Genomic DNA, 18879 nt, shown 5'->3' with positions numbered 1-18879 from the left:
CCGACACGAACGGGGTTGCACGATGACCAGTCAGACGCCCGGTCACACACGGCGCGGGATCCTCCGGGGCGCGACGTTCGCGGCGGCGGCCGGAGTGGCGGGGGGCCTCGGGCTCGGCGGGCACGCCCCGGCGGCACGGGCCGCGACGCCGGGCCCGGCCCACGCGGGGACGGGCACGGCAGCGGCCGCGGGGGCGAATCCGTTCCTGGAGGGCGCCTTCGCCCCCGTCACCGACGAACTCACCGCGTTCGACCTGAAGGTCGTCGGGCGGGTGCCGCGCGACCTGGACGGCCGGTTCCTGCGCACCGGGCCGAACGCGCTCGGCGTCGAGGACCCGCGGGCGCACCACTGGATGCTCGGCGACGGCATGGTGCACGGGGTGCGGCTGCGCGGCGGGCGCGCGGAGTGGTACCGCAACCGGTGGGTGCGCTCCTCGCAGGTGGCGAAGAAGCTGGGCGAGACCTACCCGGGCGAGGTGCCGCCGGACGACTTCGCCTGCAACACACATGTGATCCCGTACAAGGGGCGGATCCTCGCGCTCCAGGAAGGCGGGCCGCTGCCTTACGAACTGGACGGCGAGCTCAACACCCTGCGCCCGCACGACTTCCGCTCCACCCTCAAGGGCGCGTTCACCGCGCACACCAAGTACGACGCGGCCGCCGACGAACTGCACGCGGTGGCGTACTACCCGACCTGGGACCACGTCCGGCACATCATGATCGACCGGACCGGCCGCGTCGCGAGGACCACCAGGGTCCCGGTGCCGGACGCGCCGATGATGCACGACTTCGCGCTCACCGAGAAGTACGTGGTGATCGTGGACGTCCCGATCACGTTCGACGCGGAGGCCGCGGAGGCGGGCGCGCTGGTGCCGTACATCTGGAACGACGAACGCCCGATGCGGGTGGGTGTGCTGCCCCGTGCCGGCGGCTCCGCGCGCTGGTTCGAGGTCGACCCCGTGTACTACTCGCACACCCTGAACGCCTACGACCAGGGCGACTCGGTGATCGTCGACTTCACCTCCATGCCCGCCCCGTTCTACGCCGCGGGCCGCGGCAACGGCGGACCCTCCGCGACCGGGTCCCCTGCCCTCGACCGCTGGACGATCGACCTGCGCGCGGGCCGGGTCCGCAGCTCCCGCGTCGACGACCGCCCGCAGGAGTTCCCCCGCGTCAACGAGTCCCTGATCGCGCGCCGGCACCGCTACGGCTACACGGCCAGCGCGGCCGCCATGTGGACGGCGTACGAGACGGTCGACGGGGTGCCGCCGGACACCAAGTTCACCAACTGCCTGGTGAAGCACGACTTCCTGCGCGGTACGCGGCAGGTGCACCGCTTCCCGAAGGGCGCGGCGGCGAGCGAGCCCGTGTTCGTGCCCCGGCGCGGCGCACGGGACGAGGACGACGGCTACATCGTGTCGTACGTCAACGATCCCGACCGGGGCGCGACCGACCTGGTGATCCTGGCGGCACAGGACTTCACGGGCCGCCCGCTCGCCCGCGTCCAGCTGCCGGGCCGGGTGCCGCTCGGCTTCCACGGGAGCTGGGTGGCGGCGTAGCCGCGCCGGGGCCCACCTCCTCCGTGCGCCGCTCCCGGATCAGGTGAGCCGACGAGGCAGGCTCAGGGTGGCGACGGCGCCGTGCGGCTCGGCGTTCGCGAGCATGACGCGGGCCCCGATGACGTGGGCCTGGCCCAGGGCGATGGTCAGCCCCAGGCCGTGGCCGTGGCCGCGTTCGGCGGCGCCGGTGCGGAAGCGCTGGGGGCCGTGGTCGAGGAGGTCGGCGGGGAAGCCGGGGCCGTGGTCGCGCACGACGACCGTGACGGCGTGAGCGGTGGTGGCGTCGACGGTGACCTCCACCGGTGCGCCGCCGTGGCGGTGGGCGTTCAGGACCAGGTTGGTGACGATGCGGTCGACGCGGCGCGGGTCGGTCTCGACGGTCGGGTCACCGACGACGGTGATCCGGGTGTCGAGGCCGGTGCGGCGCACGGACTCCGTGACCAGGTCGCCGAGCGGCACGGGCTGCGCGTCGGCGTGCTCTGCGCCCGCGTCGAGGCGGGAGATCTCGAGCAGGTCGTCCACCAGCGCCCGCAGCACCCGCACCCGGTCCTGGACCAGGTCGGTGGCCTCGCTCTCCGGCAGCAGGGAGGCGGAGGTGACGAGGCCCGCGAGCGGGGTGCGCAGTTCGTGGGCGACGTCGGCGGTGAAGCGCTGTTCGCCCCGCAGGCGCTCCTGGAGGGCGTCGGCCATGTGGTCGACGGCCGAGGAGATCTCGCTGATCTCGTCGTGTCCGCGGCTCGCGGTACGCGCGTCCAGGGAGCCGTTCCTGATCCGCCGGGCGGTGCCCGCGACCCGGCGCAGGCGCCGCAGCACCAGTTCGGCGGCGAGCAGTGTGAGGGGGACGACGACGGCGAGGGTGGCGATGGCCGCGTACCGGATGTGCCGGTCGAGCGCCTGCAGGCTGCGCTTCTCGGCGCCCATGTCCATGCGGACGGCCACATCGGTCCCGTCGACGCGGCTCGCCGCCCACATGAACGGGCCCTGCAGCGGCTTGCTCGTGTCGTACCAGGTGAGGGGGCCGGGGTCGGTGGCGAGTCGGCGGCGCAGCTCGTCCGGCACCTGGTCGCCGGCGAAATAGCCGGGAGTCTGTGAGGGGTTCCGGCTCGCGGACCTGCCGTCGCGGTACTCGAACTCGGCCACCTCCAGTTCGCGCAGCGCGGTGCCATGGCCGATGCTCATGGACCGTGACTCGGTTCTCTCGTGCACCAGGAGGCCGATGCCCACGGCCATCGCGCAGGCGGCCGCGGCCACGCCCGCGGCGATCTTCCAGCGGAGGGAGCGGGGGTCGGCGAGGCGGCGCAGGAACTGCGGGACGGAGGTGCGGCCCTCGTCAGCTGTCGTACGTCCCATGTCAGCGCCGGAACTTGTAGCCGAAACCGCGCACCGTCTCGATGTGATCGGCGCCGATCTTCTTGCGCAGTCGCTGCACGGTCAGGTCGACGACCCGGCTGTCGCCCTCCCAGCCGTAGTCCCACACCTTGCGCAGCAGGGTCTGGCGCTCCAGGACGATGCCGGGCGCGGCCACGAACTCAAGGAGCAGGCGGAGTTCGGTGGGGGTGAGCGCGAGGAGGCGGCCGTCCGCGCGGACTTCGAGGCCGCGGGTGTCGACGGTGAGGTCGCGGAAGGTGAGCAGGCCGCCGCCGTCGGGCGCCGGGGCGTCGGCCGTGGCGGGTGCGGTGAAGGTGGCGCGGCGCAGCAGGGTGCGGATGCGGGCGACGAGGACCGTGGTGTCGACGGGTTTGACGATGTAGTCGTCGGCGCCCGCCTCCAGGCCCGCGACGACGTCCAGGGCGTCGCCGCGCGCGGACATCATCAGGATGGGGGCCTGGCTCGTCTCGCGGACCCGGCAGGACAGGCCGATGCCGTCGAGGTGGGGCAGCATGACGTCGACCAGGAGCAGGTCGTGCCGTCCTTCCCGGAACATCTCCAGGCCCGTGAGCCCGTCGGGGGCCGTGGCCACCTCGTAGCCGTAGCGCTCCAGGGCCATGCCCACGGACTTGCGGATCGTGTCGTCGTCCTCGATCAGCAGGACGCGCACGGGGGCGGCGGGGCCGCCTTCCCGGGGTGCGGGGCGTCCCGCCGGTTCGTAGGGGAGCTGTGGCATCTCGTCACCTGAGGGTCGTTGCGTACGGGGTCCTGACCCGCTGATCACGACGGTATCCGCTCCCGCCGTGGTCACAGGGTCAGGGCGGCCGCGACGGGCAGGTGGTCGCTGCCGGTGCGCGGCAGGGTCCAGGACGAGGCCGGGGTGACACCTTTGACGAGGATCTGGTCGATCCGGGCGACCGGGAACGACGCGGGCCAGGTGAACCCGAAGCCGTCGCCCGCCTCCTGCTGCGCCGACCGCAGCTGTCCGGTCAGCGGGCGCAGGGCCGTGTCGTCGGTCGTGCCGTTGAGGTCCCCGACCACCACGACGCGGGGCAGCCGTTCGGCGCGGACGGCGGCGGCGAGCTTCTCGGCGGCCTCGTCGCGGGTGGCCGTGGCGAAGCCCGCGCCCGGGTGCACACGCACGGACGCGAGGTGCGCGGTGTACAGGGCGAGCGGGCCCTTCGGGGTCTCGACGGTGGCCCGCAGCGCGCGCGTCCACGGCATGATCGGGATCGGCTCCACGCCCCGCAGCGGGTACTTGCTCCACAGCCCGACCGTGCCCTGCACCACATGGTGCGGGTAGCGGCCGTCCAGGACGCGCCCGTACTCCGGTGCCGTGCCCGGGGACAGTTCCTCCAGGGCGACCAGGTCCGCGCCGGAGGCCACGAGGGCGCGGGCGGTGCCGTCCGGGTCGGGGTTCTGGTCGTGGACGTTGTGGCTGACGACGGTGAGGTCGCCGCCGTCGGAGCGCTTGTCCATGACCATGCCGCCGAACAGGGAGCACCAGACGACGGCCGGGAGCAGCACGGCGAGCGCGGCGGTCGCGGAGCGGCGCACGGCGGCGAGCACCAGGAGCAGGGGCACGCCGCCGCCCAGCCAGGGCAGGAAGGTCTCAAGGAGGCTGCCGGGGTTGCCGAACCGGTGGGGCACCCAGGTGTGGCCGAGCATGACCAGAGCGAGGAGCCCGGCGGCCGCGGCGACGAGGCGGCCACGGCGCCAGGGGCCGCCGTCGGTGCGGTCCGCTCCCGGTTTCCCGGCGGGCACCCCGGGTTTCCCGGCGGGCACCCCGGGGTCCCCGGTCGGCGCGGCCGCCCCGGAGGTCCACGCCGCCGCGAGCAGAGGCCCGTCCGTACCGGCCGTGCGCTCCGTGAGCCCGTCGTGCAAGGACGTCATGACCCCACCTGCTCCTTGGCGCGCAGGGCGCCGGGAAGGTTCCGCTGGACGGCGTCGATCAGGGCGCCGCTCCTGTCGATCGCCGCCGCGAGGCCCTCGGTGGGCGTGGTGTGGGCGCGCTGCCCGAGGACGACTCCGAGGACGAGGTGCCGCTCGGCGCCGGACTTCGCCTCGGCGGCCCACATGAGGTTGCCGCCCGCGGGGGTGCTCGACCCGGTCTTCAGGCCGATGACGCCGGGCTTCGCCAACAGCCGGTTGGTGTTGGTGACGGTGCCGGGCACGCCGGGCACCGTGGTGTCGCGCAGGGCGACCACCTCACGGAGCGCGGGCTGCTTCATGGCCTGCCGGGCGAGCTTCAGCTGGTCGTCGGCGGTGCTCTTGGTGCTGGACTCGAAGCCGCTCGCTCCGGTGTACGTGGTGCGGGTCATGCCGAGCTCGTCGGCGGCGCGGTTCATCTTCGCGACGAACGCCTGCTGGCTTCCGGCGTCCCAACGGGCGAGGAGGCGGGCGACGTTGTTGCCGGAAGGGAGCAGGAGCAGTTCCAGGAGTTCGCGCTGGGTGTGGCGGCGGCCCTCGCGGAGTTCCACGGTGGATTCGCTGAGCGAGTGCGACTCCTGTGCGGCGTCCGCGTCGACGGTGATCCGGGGCCCCTGCTCCTCCGGGTCGAGAGGGTGTTCCTTGAGGATCACGTACGCGGTCATCACCTTCGTGACGCTCGCGATCGGCACCGGCTCCCGGCCGCCCCTGCTGCCGAGGCTGCCGACGCCCCGCACCTCGATGCTCGTCTGCCCCTCGTCGGGCCACGGCAGGCCCAGCGACCCGACGGAGCCGAGCCCCCGGCCGTCCGCACCCCCACCGCCGCTCTCACCACCGGGCAGGACCATCCAGCCGCCCGCCCCCGCCACGACCAGCACGGCGGCGGCCGCGCACAGCGCCCTGCCCCGGTGCGGCCCCCGCCGCAGCGCCTCGCCCACCCCGGCAACCCGTACCCGACGCACCCTCACCGACGACCGCCTCTCCACGCCCGGAGCACGCGGGCTCTCCCGCGTGCTCCGCCAGCCTCGGAGAGCACCGCATCCGGCCGGTCAGGGCCGTGCATCCACCGGCGCGCGGTTGTGTGTCAGCCAGGTATCAGCGGTATCGGTGAGCAGGCCGGAGGGCGGAAGGTCCTCGGGGCTGCGCGGCCGTGTCGACGACGACACCGCCTGGCGCGGCGGTGCGCTCAGGCCGTCGGTCCGGCGCGTCGGCGGTCGCTGCGGAAGGCTTCCAAGGTCGCGCCGGTGACGATCGCGTTCGCCAGCGCGCCGACGCAGACGGCCAGGACGAGCCCGCCGGGGCCGCCCGGCAGACCGGGCGTGAGGAACAGGACGAAGCTGACTGGCAGGGTGGCGAACAACGGCCACACTCCGGCCAGCGAGGCGTCGGGGGTGTCGCCGGAACTCACCGAGTGGGCCCAGGCGAGGAGGAGGACGCAGGCGGCGAGGTACCCGACGGAGACGACGTTGGTGAGCGCGCGGAACAGCGTGTGGAGGGGACGGCTGGACTCGGTCACGGCACTGTGCTCCTCGCTGGCGGGCGTGTGCGGACCGCGGCCCCCGTACCGGACAACCGTCCACGACACCGCGTCGGCGTCGGCTTCGACCTCGACACCCTTGCTCCAGCGTGCTCCGCCCCGGCGCCGCCCGCCAGGGTGTCAGCGGGACACGATGTGGAGGATCGCCGTCCCGCCCTCGCCGGTCGCCGCCTGGATGACCACGGCGTCGGGCTGGGGGCTCGGCCGGGTGGCGTCGCCGAGCCCGCCGCAGGAGTTGCCGCTGCCGTTGGTACGGAGGACCGTGATGCAGCCCTGGCCGGGGCCGGTCGCGCCGCCCTTCGCCCGGCCGCTGCCCGACTTCACCGTGTACGCGACCTTGTTCGGGCCGACCTCGGTCACGGACAGGGTCGCGGGGCCCCGCGGGCCCTTGAAGCGGAAGGTCACCTTCTCGGACACCGCGATCTCGCAGTCGCCGTCCGCGCAGGCGCCGACGTCACGCCCGTCGGCGGCCGACACCGACGGCGCGGCCGAGGGCTTCCCGGAGGAGGCCTGCGCGGAGGGGGACTTCGAGGTCCGCCCGTGGGATCCGGGCTTGTCGTCGGCGTCGTCCGAGCCGCCGCAGGCGGTCACCGTCAGGGGGGCCAGCGCGGCGAGGACCAGGGTCGCCGCCCAGCGGGTCGCCCGTGGACTCGTCCGGCGGGTCGCCCGTAGATCCGTCCGGCGGATGGCCTGTGGACTCGTCAGGTGGGTCGCCCATGGATCCGCCCGGCGGGTCGCCCGTGGACTCGTCAGGCGGGTCGCCCATGGATCCGTCGATCGCGTGGACCGTCGATGCGCGGGCCGCGCCCGTCGCCCGCGTGCCGGTGGTGTCGTCGTCGCCATGATGTGCCCCCGTGTCCCGGCGTACCTGGGCGCGGTGTGCCCCGGATTCGATGTCCGGCGGTCAGCCTTCCCACTTGTCACCGCCGTCACGCGCGGCCCGCGGCCTCCGAGGCGGCGATGAGGACCGCGAGGTTCCCGATGGCCCCGCCCTGTCAGTGGCCGCTGCCACGATGGCCGGATGACCTCCACGATCTTCGACCGGCTTCGGTCCGGCGGCTTCGAGCAGGCACTCTTCCATCAGGACGCCCGAACCGGGCTGCGGTCCCTCGTCGTCCTGCACGACACCACCCTCGGCCCCGCGCTCGGCGGCGTCCGCATGCACGCGTACGCGAACGAGACCGCCGCCCTCGACGACGGCCTGCGCCTCGCCCGGGCCATGACCCTCAAGGCCGCGGCCGCTGGGCTCGATCTCGGCGGGGGTTGGAGCGTCGTCCTCGGCGACCCGGCGCGCGACAAGTCCGAGGCGCTGCTGCGTGCCCACGGCCGCTTCGTCGCCACCCTCGGCGGACGCTTCATCCCCGTCAACGACGTCGGCACCACGCAGGCCGACCTGGCGGTGATCGGCACCGAGGCCTCGCCGGTCTGTGCCGACGGCGACCCCTCCCCCATGACGGCCCTCGGCGTCCTCGAAGGGATACGGGCCTGTCTGCGCGCCACCGGCGGCGACGGGAGCATGCGGGGCGTCCGGGTGTGCGTGCAGGGCGCGGGGAACGTGGGCGCCGCCCTCGCCCGGCTCCTGGCGGCGGAGGGCGCGGAGCTCCTGGTGTCCGACATCGACGCTCGCCGTGCCGATGCCGTCGCCCGGAGCGTCGGCGCGCGCGTCGTCGACCCCGCGACCGCGGCGGCCACCGCGTGCGACGTGCTCGCGCCCTGTGCCCTCGGGGGTGTCGTCGACGACCGTACGCTGCCGGAGCTGCGCTGCCGGATCATCGCGGGCGGCGCGAACAACGTGCTGGCCGCCCCGGAGCACGCCGCAGCGCTCGAGGCCCGCGGCATCCTCTACGCGCCCGACTTCTGCGTGAACGCGGGCGGCCTGATCTTCCTGGAGGAACGGCTCCGCTGCCACGACGACGCCCGGGCCGAGCAGCGGGTCCGTCAGGTCGGCGCACGCGTGGCCACGGTCATCGAACGCGCGCGGCGCTCCGGTGTGCCCCCGACGGAGGCCGCGCTCACCCTCGCCAGGGAGCGGCTCCGCCCTCGCTGACGCGCCCCGCCGTCCAGCGTTTCCCCGTGTTTCGGACCCGGCCGAAACACCTGGAGCCGGTCGGACGGAGGCCGCGAACATGGTGGCCGGTTCAAGAGACGACAACGGGGAGATCTCATGACCAAGAACCGCACGACCACCATCGGCGTCGCCTCGCTGCTCCTCGCGGCGGGCGCACTCGGGGCGACCGGCCTGCCGGCCGCCGCCGACTCCGGCACCGGGGAGGCCCGCACCGCGACGGGGACGTCCAACGCCCAGGAGGCCAGGGCGTTCTGCTCCGGTCCCGGCGTCGGGATCTACCGGGACAGCGGGCACCGCACATACAAGGGGCGCTTCACCAGCATCGACACGGAGAGCCTCCGCGACAAGAAGGCCCGCGCCTACGCCGAGGACATCGTGAAGGGCGACAAGGTCCAGGTCCAGCGCAGCATCAAGCCGTTCAAGATGAAGAACCACGTGCAGCACCCCTCGACGAAGTACATCAAGGAGAAGAAGGGCGGCTACAAGAGCTGCAGCAAGAAGGCGAGCTGGTTCGACGCGAACGTGCGCGACTGGATGGTCACGAAGACCGTGAAGCTCCAGATCGGCGGCAACAAGTCCTACGCCGTGCGCAGCTGCGTCTTCCCCGTCTCGGGGGGCAAGGGCTGCACGAAGTGGTTCGTCGACCACAAGTAGTCCCGGGTGCGCGCACCCGCTGACTCCCGCGCGACGCCCCGCCGCCCCTCGGGTGGCGGGGCGTCGCGCCGCGTCACCCCGGGCCCGGAGCGGCGGCGCGGCCCGTCTGCCTTAAGGTACTGCGGACACCCCCGTATACCGCGCGAAACCGGAGCAAGTGCCCGTGCCGTCGTCCCTCCAGCCCGTCCTGGACCGCATCGCCACCGAGATCCAGGCCCTGCCGGGCCGTGGCCGCCCCGCCGACTACATCCCGGCGCTCGCCTCGGCCGACCCGCGGCACTTCGGGATGGCCGTCGCCGAGCTGGACGGCACGGTGTACGGCGTCGGCGACTGGCAGCGGCCCTTCTCCGCCCAGTCCATCACCAAGGCCTTCACGCTGGCCCTCGACCTCTCGCTCGACGGCGAGCTGCTGTGGGAGCACGTCGGCCGGGAGCCGTCGGGCAACCCGTTCAACTCCCTGGTGCAGCTGGAGTACGAGAACGGCATCCCCCGCAATCCGTTCATCAACGCGGGCGCGCTCGTCGTCACCGACCGCCTGCACGCCCTCACCGGCGACGCGGCCGGGACGCTCCGCGCGTTCCTGCGCGCCGAGTCCGGCAACGACCGGCTCGACTTCGACGAGGCGGTGCTCGCCTCCGAGACCGCGCACGGCGACCGCAACGCGGCCCTCGCCCACTTCATGGCGTCGTACGGCAACATCACCAATCCCGTGCCCACGCTCCTCGACCAGTACTTCCGGCAGTGCTCCATCGAGGCGTCCTGCGCCGACCTGGCCCTCGCCGCCGGCTTCCTGGCCCGGCACGGCATACGGTCCGACGGCTCCACGCTCCTCACCCGCAGCCAGGCCAAGCAGGTCAACGCGGTCATGCTGACCTGCGGCACCTACGACGCCGCGGGCGACTTCGCCCACCGCGTGGGCCTGCCCGGCAAGAGCGGGGTCGGCGGCGGCATCATCGCGGTCGTCCCCGGCCGCTGCACCGTCTGCGTCTGGAGCCCCGGCCTCGACCAGCGCGGCAACTCCGTGGCGGGGGTCGCCGCACTGGACCGCTTCACCACGCTCACGGGACTGTCCGTCTTCTGATCCGCACACCCTGCGCGAAGTCGTCGCTCCTGCTGACCCGTCCGGCTCACACGTCCGCCGGTCCCACCCGCAGCGACGGCTGCAGCCGGTCCGCGTGCGCGTGCGCCATCTCGTCGCACAGCCGCCAGATCTGATCCACCGTCAGCGTCGCCGCGGTCGCCGGGTCGGTCATGGCCGCGTGCCGGATGTGCCGCGGCTCGTCGTCGAGGGCGGCGCGGACGACGAGGTCGTTCGTGCTGAGGTAGGCGCGGTTGAGGGCGGCGAGCTGCGGGGGCAGGGTGCCGGCGCGGGTCGGCTGGATGCCGGTGGCGTCGACGAGGCAGGGCACCTCGACCACGCCGTGGGCCGGGAGGTTGTCGATGAGGCCGTGGTTCGGGACGTTGCCGTAGACGGTGCGCGGGGTGCCGGTGACCACGCTGTGGATGATCTGCGGGGCGTACTCCATGGTGCCCTCGACGGTGAGGGGCGCGCCTGCGGCGAGGGCGTCGCGGGTGCGATGGTACGTGGCGACGTTCTCGTCGACGATGTCGAGGTAGGCACCGATCGGCAGCCGCAGCCGGTCGATCTCGCTGTCGTGGCGCAGGTACCAGGGGACGTACTCGGAGGAGTGCTCGCTGGTCTCGGTCGGGTAGTAGCCGAGCCGCCGGTACATGTCGACGCGTACGCGGCGCCGCAACTGCTCGTCCCCGGCGATGAGTTCGTCGAGGCGGGGGTAGAGGTCGCGGCCCTGGTGCTCGAAGCGGAGCACCCACGCCTGGTGGTTGACGCCCGCGGCGCGGTAGGTGATCTCGGCGTAGGGGACGTCGACGAGCTTGGCCAGGTCCTGCATGGTCCAGTACACGGAGTGGCACAGGCCGACGACCCGGGTGAGGCCGGTGGCCTGGGTGAAGTACTGGATGTTCATGGCCATGGGGTTGGTGTAGTTGAGCAGCCAGGCATCGGGGCAGAGCCGCGCGATGTCCTCGCCGAGCTCCTTCAGGAAAGGGAAGGTGCGCAGCGCGCGGAAGATGCCGCCGACGCCGAGGGTGTCGCCGATCGTCTGGCGCAGCCCGTGGCGGGCGGGGATGTCGAAGTCGGTGCGGGTCGCCTCGCCCATGCCGATCTGGACGATGTTGATGACGAAGTCGGCGCCGGTCAGGGCCGTGCGCCGGTCGGCGTGGGCGGTGATGCGGGCGTCGGCCCCGCGGACGCGGGCGATGTGGCGGGCGGCAGCCTCTGCGGTGGCGAGGCGTTCGGGGTCGATGTCGTGCAGGGCGATGTGGGCGCTCCGCAGCTCGGGGAAGGCGAAGAGGTCGGCGAGCAGTCCCTGGGTGAACTCGACGCTGCCGGCGCCGACGAAGACGATTCTGGGGTGCGTCATGATCAGTGCGCTCCGGTGGGAGTGGCGTGGATGAGGGTCTCGTACCAGCTGGGCTGAGCCGCGGTGCCCCCGCGGGCCCTCGTGGACAGGGCTCCGCAGACGGCGGCGAACCGCAGCGCCTGGTGCGGAGGTTGGCGGTGGAGCGTGGCGGCGACGAATCCGGCGTCGAAGCTGTCTCCGGCGCCGACGGTGTCCTTGGGCGTCACGGCGAGGCCCGGCGCCGACATCAGCGCCCGGCCGTCGTGGCACAGGGCTCCGGCGGCGCCGTTCTTGACGACCACCAGCGGGACGCGGGTGGCGAGGAGCGCGGCCGCCCGCTCCGGGGTCACGACCGCGGGCCCGGCCGGGCTCAGGGCCCCGGCCAGGGACACGGCTTCCTGGGCATTGGGCAGCAGGATGTCGGTCTCGGCGAGCACCGCGTCGAGGGCGGCCCCGCCCCAGGTGCCGGACGGGTCGTCCTGGGTGTCCAGGGACGTGGTGGCGCCGTGCGAGCGCGCGGTGCGCAGCAGGTCCGGCAGGTCGTCGGCGAGCCGGGGCTGGAGGAAGTACGAGGCAGTGTGGACGTGTCGGGTGTCGGCGAGCAGGTCCGGCGGCACGTCGCTGCCGGAGGTGGTGGCGAGGGTGCCGGGCGAGGTCACGACGGCGCGGTCGTCGCCGCGGGTGAGGACGACGGTGAGCGGGGTGGGGCGGCTGGTGTCGAGGGTCAGGGCGCGGGTGTCGACGCCGTGGGCGGTGAGGGTGTCGCGGACGTAGCGGCCCGCGTCGTCGTCTCCGACGCGCCCGGCGAAGGCCACTCTCAGGCCGAGGCGGGCCGCTCCGCAGGCCATGATCGCGGCGGAGCCGCCGAGGACGAGGGAGCCGGTCTCGGTGAGCTGTTCGCGCTGGCCGAAGGCGAGGGGCCCGGTGAGCGGGCCGAGGATCACATCGGGGTTGGCGTCCCCGATGACGAGCAGGTCGTACGCGGGCGGCATCGCGGTCCTTCGGGTCGTGCGGCGGACGGGTGGCGGGACGAGGTGGGGTCAGCCCTTGAGGCCGCTGGAGGTGATCGAGCGGATGAAGGCCTTCTGTGCGAAGAGGAACGCGAGCAGTACCGGAAGGACCGTGATCACGTTGCCCGCCATCACCGCGGACCAGCGCGTGTGGTGCTGGCCCTGGAAGGTGGTCAGGCCCAAGGGGAGCGTGTACTGGGTGTCGTGGTTGATCGCGATGAGCGGCCAGGTCAGGTCGTTCCACGTGGTGAGGAACGTCAGGACCGCCACGGTGGCGAGCGCGGGCCGGGCCAGCGGCAGCACGATCGCGTACAGCACCCGCAGCCGTGAACAGCCGTCGATCCAGGCGGCCTCCTCCAGTTCCCTCGGCAGGGACAGGAAGAACTGCCGCAGCAGGAACACCGCGAACGGCGTGACGAGCGCGGGCACGATGAGCGCGCCGAGGGTGTCGATGAGCCCGAGCTTCTTCATCACCAGGAAGGTGGGGATCATCGTGAGCTGGAAGGGGACCACCATCGTCGCCAGCATCAGGACGAGCAGCACCCGCGATCCGGCGAAGCGCATCCGGGCGAAGGCGTACCCGCCGAGCGTGCCGAACACGAGGTTCGACGCGACCGCGACGGCGGACACGATCGCCGAGTTGAGGAGCCAGCGCGGGAACATGGCGTTGCCGAGGACGTAGCGGTAGCCGCCGAGGTCGACGCCGGACGGCCACAGCGCGGGCGGGAAGCGGTTGATCTCCGCGTTGCTCATGAAGGAGCTGAGCAGCAGCCACAGCAGGGGTACGGCGAACAGCGCGGCCAGCGGCGCGAGCAGCAGGTGCCACGGGCTGAACGGGAGGCGCGGGCGTCGCCGGGCGGCGGGCGACGCGGCCGGACGGGCACCGACTCGGGTCCGGCCGGTCGTGGTGACGGTCATGAGGCGGCTGCCTTCCTGCGACGGGTCGCGGTCATGGGGCGGCCGCCTCGGTACGAGGGGTGCGTCCGCGGACCACGCGCAGCAGGGCCGCGACGACGAACAGCGCGAGCGCGAGGACGTACGCGGCCGCGGCCCCGTATCCGGCGGTGAACTCCTTGAACGCCTGCTCCCAGATGAAGTAGACGATCACGGTGGTGGAGCCGAGCGGCCCGCCCTTGGTGGTCACATAGACCAGGTCGAAGACCTGCAGGGCCTGGATGGTCTGCCACAGCAGCAGGAAGACGCTCACCGGTGTGAGCGCGGGCAGCGTCACATGGCGCAGGAGTTGCAGCCGTCCCGCGCCGTCGAGGCGGGCGGCCTCGACGAGGGACTGCTGGACGTCCTGGAGGGCGGCCAGGTAGATGACGGTGCACAGTCCTGTGCCGCTCCACAGGGTGATGGCGACCAGGACGAGCAGGGCCTGGGAGGGGTCGGTGAGGAAGCCCTGCGGTGAGATGCCGAGGCGGTGCAGGACGGAGTTGGCGGCGCCGAACTCCGGGTCGAGGATGAAGGAGAACAGCACGCCCTGCGCCGTGGCGGAGATGACGAACGGCACGAAGAACAGAGTCCGGTACAGGCCGACGAAGCGGATCCGCCGGTTCAGGACGAGGGCGAGGGCGAGGCCGACGGCGATGCTCAGGGGCACGTACAGCACGGTGTAGACGGCGGTGTTCTTCACCGCCTGGTGGAAGTTGGGGTCCTGGCGCAGGGCGCGGTAGTTGTCGAGTCCGACCCAGCGGCTGGGCGTGACCAGGTCGTTGGCCTGGAAGGAGAGGAGCAGCGACCAGACGACGGGCAGGACGCTCAGGCCGAGGATGACGAGCACGGCGGGTGAGACGAACGCCCAGGCCGTGGCGGCCTCTCGGCGGCGCCGGCGGCGCAGCGTCCGTGGTCCTCGGCGCTCCGGTGGCAGGGTCAGCGGGGTGGGAAGTCGGGGCATGTGGGGTCCTCAACGCGGGATGAGCAGGGCGGCGTTGGACTCGTCGGCGCAGCGGCGCACGGCGTCGGCGGGGCTTGAGCGGCCGAGCAGCACGGAGACGATGGCTTGGCCGAGGGCGCGGGAGACGCGGGGGTAGGCCGGGTGCACGGGGCGGACGCGGGCGGACGAGACGGCTTCGGTGAACACCGACAGGCCGGGTGTACGGGTGGCGTGGGCGCGCCAGGCCGGGCGGTCCTCGCTGCGGCGGCTCAGCGGGAGGCTGCCCGCCTCGACGTCCCAGCGGCTGTCCTGGGCGGGCTGGGTCAGCCAGGTCACGAAGGTCCGTGCGGCCTTGGTGCGGGCCTCGCCGTTGTCGAAGAGCGTCCAGGTGTCGGGGCCCGAGATGGTCATGGGGCGGCGGCTGAAGCTGGGCAGCGGGACGACGTGGTAGTCCATCTTCGCCTGCCGGATGTCGGGCAGTTGCCAGGGCGCGGTCACCACCATGCCCATCCGTCCGGACAGGAAGACCTGGTACATCTGCTCGCTGCCCGGCTTGGGGTCGAGGTAGACGCTCTTGTCGCGCGCCAGGTCCTGGACGACCTCCAGGGCGCGGACGCCCGCCTTCACGAAGCCGATGCTCCGGCCGTCGTCGGCGATCACGTCGCCACCCAGGTCCCACACCAGCGGCCACAGCCGCCACACGGTGTCCTCGTCGCCGGTGCCTGGCCAGCCGGTGCCGAAGCGGCCCTTGCCCGGGTCGGTGAGGCGGCGCGCGGTGTCGGTGAACTCCCGCCAGGTCCAGCCCGCTTCGGGCAGGTCGAGCCCGGCGTCGGCGAACAGCTTCTTGTTGCAGACCACGGCCAGGCAGTCCAGGAGCGCGGGCAGCGCCCGCACCCGGCCGTTGACGGTGACGGCGTCCCGGGCGGGCGCCCAGTAGTTCTTCCACGGCGTCGGGCCCCGGCGCACGTGCGCGGTGAGGTCGACGACCTGCGGGCTGCGGGCGACGCTCGCGAGGTCGGAGCCGAAGACGTAGGCGATGTCGGGGTAGGAGCCCGCGGCGAGCGCGGCGGTGACCTTCTGCAGCATGGCGTCGGCGAGCACCCCGCCGCCCAGGTCGACGCGGATGTCCGGGTGGCCGCGCTCGAACTCGGCGGCCAGGCTCTTGATGACCTTGGCGGCGAGGTCGGTCTGGCCGTGCCACATCTGGATGGTGACGCGGCCGTCGGAGCCGACCCCGTCACCGGCGCCCGGGGCGCAGCCTGCCAGCACGCCGCCGGCCGCCGCCGCGACGGCCCCGGCGCCGCCGGCTCGCAGCACACCGCGCCGTGACGGCGGACCCGGCGCTCGGGGTTCTGCGGTCATCTCTGCCTCCAGGAGGGTCGGGCGCCCCTCGCCCCGCCCACGCCGCCGCGGGCAGGGCGAGCGGAGGGAACACATGAGGGGATGCGGGGGTCACGAGGCGATACGGGGTGGAGAAGGGGCAGGCGGGCCGTGACCGCCGTGTTCCGGACGGCCGGAACACGGCGGTCCCGTCGACAGGTCGAGGGGGGTTCCCGCCCGTCGACGGATCAAGGGGGATCCGCTAGCAGGTCTGGCGCAGGTACTCCGCGCTGCCCGCGGGTGAGACGCCGACGTCGCGGCGGACGATGCTCAGCCGGTCGCCCCAGCCCGAGCAGGCCGTGCGCAGGCCCTTCGCGGAGTACTCGACGACGAGGACGTGGGCGCCGAACGCGTCGGTGTAGACGCCGCATTCGTTCCACTCGCCGCACTCCTCGGCGACGGCGAAGTCGAGGCCGGTCTCCGCGCGGGACGCGGCCAGGTCCGGCGTGTTCTTCTGCGCGACGGCGAGGCCCTCGCGGTGCGCGTGGGCGGAGAGCAGCTTGATGAAGGCCTTGGCGTGGCTCGCCTGCAACAGGTCGGGGAAGCGGGTGTACGTGTCGTAGTTGTCCGGCTCGACGGCCTGGAAGCCCTTGTCCGCGCAGCCGTCGATCCACCCGTTGACCTTCGCCGCGATCCGCTGCCGCTTGTTCGCGGTGCGGATGTCGAGGACGGCCTCGCCCCACTCTCCGTCGTACACGACGTCGCCGTCTCCGTCCCGCAGGAGCAGGTCCTCGTCCCACTCCTTCTCGGCGCCGGGCTGGGCCTGGAAGGCGTTGACGTAGCAGAGGTTGTACAGGCCGGGGGCGGGAGCGGCGGCGTGGTCGCGGCTGACGACCCGGACCCCGGCGGGCGGGATGTAGGCGCCGCCGATCTGGTAGTCGAAGCCAGCGTGGGGCGGGGGCAGGGCGACCCCGCTTCCGGGGGTGGAGGCGGTCGCGGGCGCGGGGGCGAGCAGGCAGGCCGCCGCGGTGGCGGCGAGGGCGGCGGTCGCGGTCGTACACCCGCGCAGAACACGATTGAGGCTCATCGGTGAGCTCCAGCTGTGGGAGGGCACGTCCCCGCCTCGGACCCGCAGTGGTCCTGGCGACTCAGTCCGGGCTCATGGCCGAGGGCCAACTACCGGCTAGGCGTACCTCTGCGCCGAGGGCTCGTCATCGGCGTTGCCAGGGAGTAAAGCGAGCGGGTTCGACCATGTCAAGGGATCGGTTTTGACCGAACTCGTGCTTGAACACGCAGAGCAGCGCTCACCTGGTGCTCGATCGATGAGCGAACGCGCCGTCCGGAGCTATGCTCGCCGCGTGCTGAGAAGCGACCGCCATGTGCGGATACTCGACCACGTCGCCGCGCAGGGCAGCGCCGACGTGACGCAGTTGTCCCGGTTGCTCGGGGTCTCACCGGCCACCGTGCGCCGCGACCTGCGCCACCTGAGCGACCAGCGGCTCCTCGAGCGCACGCACGGCGGGGCGCTGCCCGGCGGCCTGAGCATCGAACTGCCGCTCCAGCACCGGGCGGACCAGCGCTCCCCGCAGAAGCAGGCCATCGCCCGGGCCGCCGCCGACCTCGTGCCCGAGGGCGCCGTGGTCGGCCTGACCGGCGGCAGCACGACGACGGAGGTGGCCCGGATCCTCGCCGACCGAGGTCCCGTCACCCTCGTCACCAACGCCGTCAACATCGCCGCCGCCCTCGTCCTGCGCCCCACCGTCGACCTGATCGTGATCGGCGGCACCGCCCGCAGCGAGAGTTACGAACTGGTCGGCCCCATCGCCGAGAAGACCCTCGCCGACCACCACACCGACATCGCCTTCCTCGGCGTCGACGGCATCAGCGCGGCTCACGGATGCACCACCCACGACCAGTTGGAGGCGGCCACCGACCGCGCCTTCGCCCGGCACAGCGGCCGGACCGTCGTGGTCGCCGACCACTCCAAGATCGGCAGGACCACGTTCGCCAAGATCTGCCCGGCGGCCGACGTGCACTGCCTGGTCACCGACGCCGCCGCGCCCGCGGAACACCTCGACGCGATCGCGTCCACGGGCGTCGCGGTCACGGTCGTGCAGGGCTGATCCCACCGGCTCGGGCCGGGCGCGCGTAGCCCTCCCCCTCCCTTCTCCGGAACCGCCGCCGGGCCGTCTGGCGTAGCTGTGCGGTGTCCCCCTTCGACGGGGTCGGTCGCGCGCCTACGCTGGCGGCCCGGCGCACGGGCGATGCCTCCGTGCACGCCGGTCGGGGGGCGCAGCGGGGGGCGCGATGGGATCCAGGGGCATGGCAGCGGGCGTCGTCGCGGCGCTGATCGGCGTCGCGGGGATGATCATCGCGGCCCTCATCACGGTGAACGGCGACGACGGCGACGGCAAGTCCGCCCCGAGCCCGATCATCCAGACCAACGAGAGCGGCGACAACATCCTCTGCGTCGGCGACGTCAAGATCTGCGTGGGCCGGACGGACCGTGCGAGCCCCAAGTCGTCCGCGTCGTCCCCGGCGCCCAAGAAGCCGCCCCCGCGGACGTCACCGGCGCCCAAGGACTCACCGGCGGCCCGGTCGTCCTCCCCGACGGACGAGGAGGACGACCGGGGCGGCGACGGCGGGACGGACGCGCGGCCCGACAGCGCCGAGGTCGCCTCGCTGCTCGCGCGGGCACCCCGAGTGGCGCTGCGGGGCCCCGGCCCCGGCGCCCTGCGCGTCGTCCTGCTCGACGTGCCGTCCCCGGCGCCGCGGTGGAGCACGCTCGGCATCGGGGCCGGGCGGCTGCGCGCTGCCGGGGTGGACGGGGTGCTGTTCCGGCTGCCGACGCCGGTCTCCGCCGGGGTGTCCGTCGACACCTCGCGGGCGCCGGGCGACGTGGAGTACGTCTTCTTCGACACCAACGGGTGGCGGCTCGGCACCCAGTCCTCGGTGAGCTGCGCCACCATGTGCCCGTCCCTGGCCCAGAGCCAGGTGACCGCGCCCCAGTACCAGCACGTCCTGGTGACGGACGCGGGGCGCAGCGCGGGGTGGCCGCCGGGGCAGCGGTACGTCTACACACCCGGGTGAGCCGTCGCCGGACCGGACCGTCCGTGGTGCGGGTGGCGCCCCGTCCGTA

General features: G+C 73.3%; 18 protein-coding genes. 6 read left to right on the top strand and 12 right to left on the bottom strand.

All coding sequences use genetic code 11. The annotated features are described in order from the left end of the window. The first annotated feature begins 22 nt into the window (after positions 1 to 22). The gene (locus OO63_RS03420) at positions 23 to 1558 is read left to right on the top strand and encodes a carotenoid oxygenase family protein (RefSeq protein WP_030356392.1); all 1536 of its coding nucleotides are present in this window, start codon (positions 23 to 25) and stop codon (positions 1556 to 1558) included. Positions 1559 to 1597: 39 nt separating this feature from the next. On the opposite strand, the gene OO63_RS03415 is transcribed toward OO63_RS03420, so the two are convergent. The 6 genes from OO63_RS03415 to OO63_RS03390 form a co-directional block, all read right to left on the bottom strand. Further along, positions 1598 to 2908 (bottom strand): sensor histidine kinase, encoded by a 1311-nt coding sequence (locus OO63_RS03415; RefSeq protein WP_051810497.1) that lies wholly within the window; start codon positions 2906 to 2908, stop codon positions 1598 to 1600. Position 2909: 1 nt separating this feature from the next. Further along, the gene (gene cseB, locus OO63_RS03410; protein WP_030356390.1) at positions 2910 to 3662 is read right to left on the bottom strand and encodes a two-component system response regulator CseB; all 753 of its coding nucleotides are present in this window, start codon (positions 3660 to 3662) and stop codon (positions 2910 to 2912) included. Between the two features lie 71 nt (positions 3663 to 3733). After that, positions 3734 to 4819 carry an endonuclease/exonuclease/phosphatase family protein gene (locus tag OO63_RS03405; RefSeq protein ID WP_063750354.1) on the bottom strand — a complete coding sequence of 362 codons (1086 nt, stop codon included), beginning with the start codon at positions 4817 to 4819 and terminating at the stop codon, positions 3734 to 3736. Continuing rightward, positions 4816 to 5823, bottom strand: coding sequence for a D-alanyl-D-alanine carboxypeptidase family protein (locus tag OO63_RS03400; protein ID WP_234310985.1), 1008 nt, complete (start codon positions 5821 to 5823; stop codon positions 4816 to 4818). Before OO63_RS03400 ends, OO63_RS03405 begins: the two co-directional genes overlap by 4 nt. A gap of 218 nt (positions 5824 to 6041) precedes the next feature. Continuing rightward, a complete protein-coding gene (locus OO63_RS03395) occupies positions 6042 to 6371 on the bottom strand; it encodes an SCO4225 family membrane protein (RefSeq protein WP_030356387.1) in 330 nt (109 codons plus the stop codon). A gap of 141 nt (positions 6372 to 6512) precedes the next feature. Next, on the bottom strand, positions 6513 to 6983 hold the full coding sequence (locus OO63_RS03390; protein WP_234310983.1) for a hypothetical protein: 471 nt from the start codon (positions 6981 to 6983) through the stop codon (positions 6513 to 6515). 430 nt (positions 6984 to 7413) lie between these two features. Here OO63_RS03390 and OO63_RS03385 point away from each other — a divergent pair, with 430 nt between their 5' ends. From OO63_RS03385 to OO63_RS03375, 3 genes are all read left to right on the top strand, one after another. Beyond that, positions 7414 to 8439 carry a Leu/Phe/Val dehydrogenase gene (locus tag OO63_RS03385; protein WP_051810496.1) on the top strand — a complete coding sequence of 342 codons (1026 nt, stop codon included), beginning with the start codon at positions 7414 to 7416 and terminating at the stop codon, positions 8437 to 8439. A 117-nt stretch (positions 8440 to 8556) separates the two neighbouring features. After that, positions 8557 to 9114 carry a hypothetical protein gene (locus tag OO63_RS03380; RefSeq protein ID WP_030356384.1) on the top strand — a complete coding sequence of 186 codons (558 nt, stop codon included), beginning with the start codon at positions 8557 to 8559 and terminating at the stop codon, positions 9112 to 9114. A gap of 163 nt (positions 9115 to 9277) precedes the next feature. Continuing rightward, on the top strand, positions 9278 to 10195 hold the full coding sequence (locus OO63_RS03375; protein WP_380831579.1) for a glutaminase: 918 nt from the start codon (positions 9278 to 9280) through the stop codon (positions 10193 to 10195). A gap of 46 nt (positions 10196 to 10241) precedes the next feature. Here the strand turns inward: OO63_RS03375 and melA are convergent, their stop codons facing one another. The 6 genes from melA to OO63_RS03345 form a co-directional block, all read right to left on the bottom strand. Next, positions 10242 to 11555 carry an alpha-glucosidase/alpha-galactosidase gene (gene melA / locus OO63_RS03370; RefSeq protein ID WP_030356382.1) on the bottom strand — a complete coding sequence of 438 codons (1314 nt, stop codon included), beginning with the start codon at positions 11553 to 11555 and terminating at the stop codon, positions 10242 to 10244. Between the two features lie 2 nt (positions 11556 to 11557). Then, positions 11558 to 12526 (bottom strand): carbohydrate kinase family protein, encoded by a 969-nt coding sequence (locus OO63_RS03365; RefSeq protein WP_030356381.1) that lies wholly within the window; start codon positions 12524 to 12526, stop codon positions 11558 to 11560. A 48-nt stretch (positions 12527 to 12574) separates the two neighbouring features. Continuing rightward, positions 12575 to 13462, bottom strand: coding sequence for a carbohydrate ABC transporter permease (locus OO63_RS03360; RefSeq protein ID WP_030356380.1), 888 nt, complete (start codon positions 13460 to 13462; stop codon positions 12575 to 12577). 31 nt (positions 13463 to 13493) lie between these two features. Continuing rightward, the gene (locus tag OO63_RS03355) at positions 13494 to 14441 is read right to left on the bottom strand and encodes a carbohydrate ABC transporter permease (protein WP_030356379.1); all 948 of its coding nucleotides are present in this window, start codon (positions 14439 to 14441) and stop codon (positions 13494 to 13496) included. Between the two features lie 9 nt (positions 14442 to 14450). Next, complete coding sequence (locus OO63_RS03350) at positions 14451 to 15782, bottom strand: ABC transporter substrate-binding protein (protein ID WP_030356378.1); 1332 nt, start codon at positions 15780 to 15782, stop codon at positions 14451 to 14453. 220 nt (positions 15783 to 16002) lie between these two features. After that, positions 16003 to 16827 (bottom strand): endo alpha-1,4 polygalactosaminidase, encoded by an 825-nt coding sequence (locus OO63_RS03345; protein ID WP_030356377.1) that lies wholly within the window; start codon positions 16825 to 16827, stop codon positions 16003 to 16005. A gap of 271 nt (positions 16828 to 17098) precedes the next feature. Here OO63_RS03345 and OO63_RS03340 point away from each other — a divergent pair, with 271 nt between their 5' ends. Then, a complete protein-coding gene (locus OO63_RS03340) occupies positions 17099 to 17863 on the top strand; it encodes a DeoR/GlpR family DNA-binding transcription regulator (protein WP_030356376.1) in 765 nt (254 codons plus the stop codon). Between the two features lie 199 nt (positions 17864 to 18062). Next, the gene (locus OO63_RS03335; protein WP_030356375.1) at positions 18063 to 18830 is read left to right on the top strand and encodes a hypothetical protein; all 768 of its coding nucleotides are present in this window, start codon (positions 18063 to 18065) and stop codon (positions 18828 to 18830) included. The last annotated feature ends 49 nt before the right edge of the window (positions 18831 to 18879 follow it).

Source organism: Streptomyces alboflavus (assembly GCF_000716675.1).
Lineage (GTDB): Bacteria > Actinomycetota > Actinomycetes > Streptomycetales > Streptomycetaceae > Streptomyces > Streptomyces alboflavus.
Note: the sequence above shows the minus strand (reverse complement) of the source record. Positions and strands in the feature narration are given on the sequence as shown.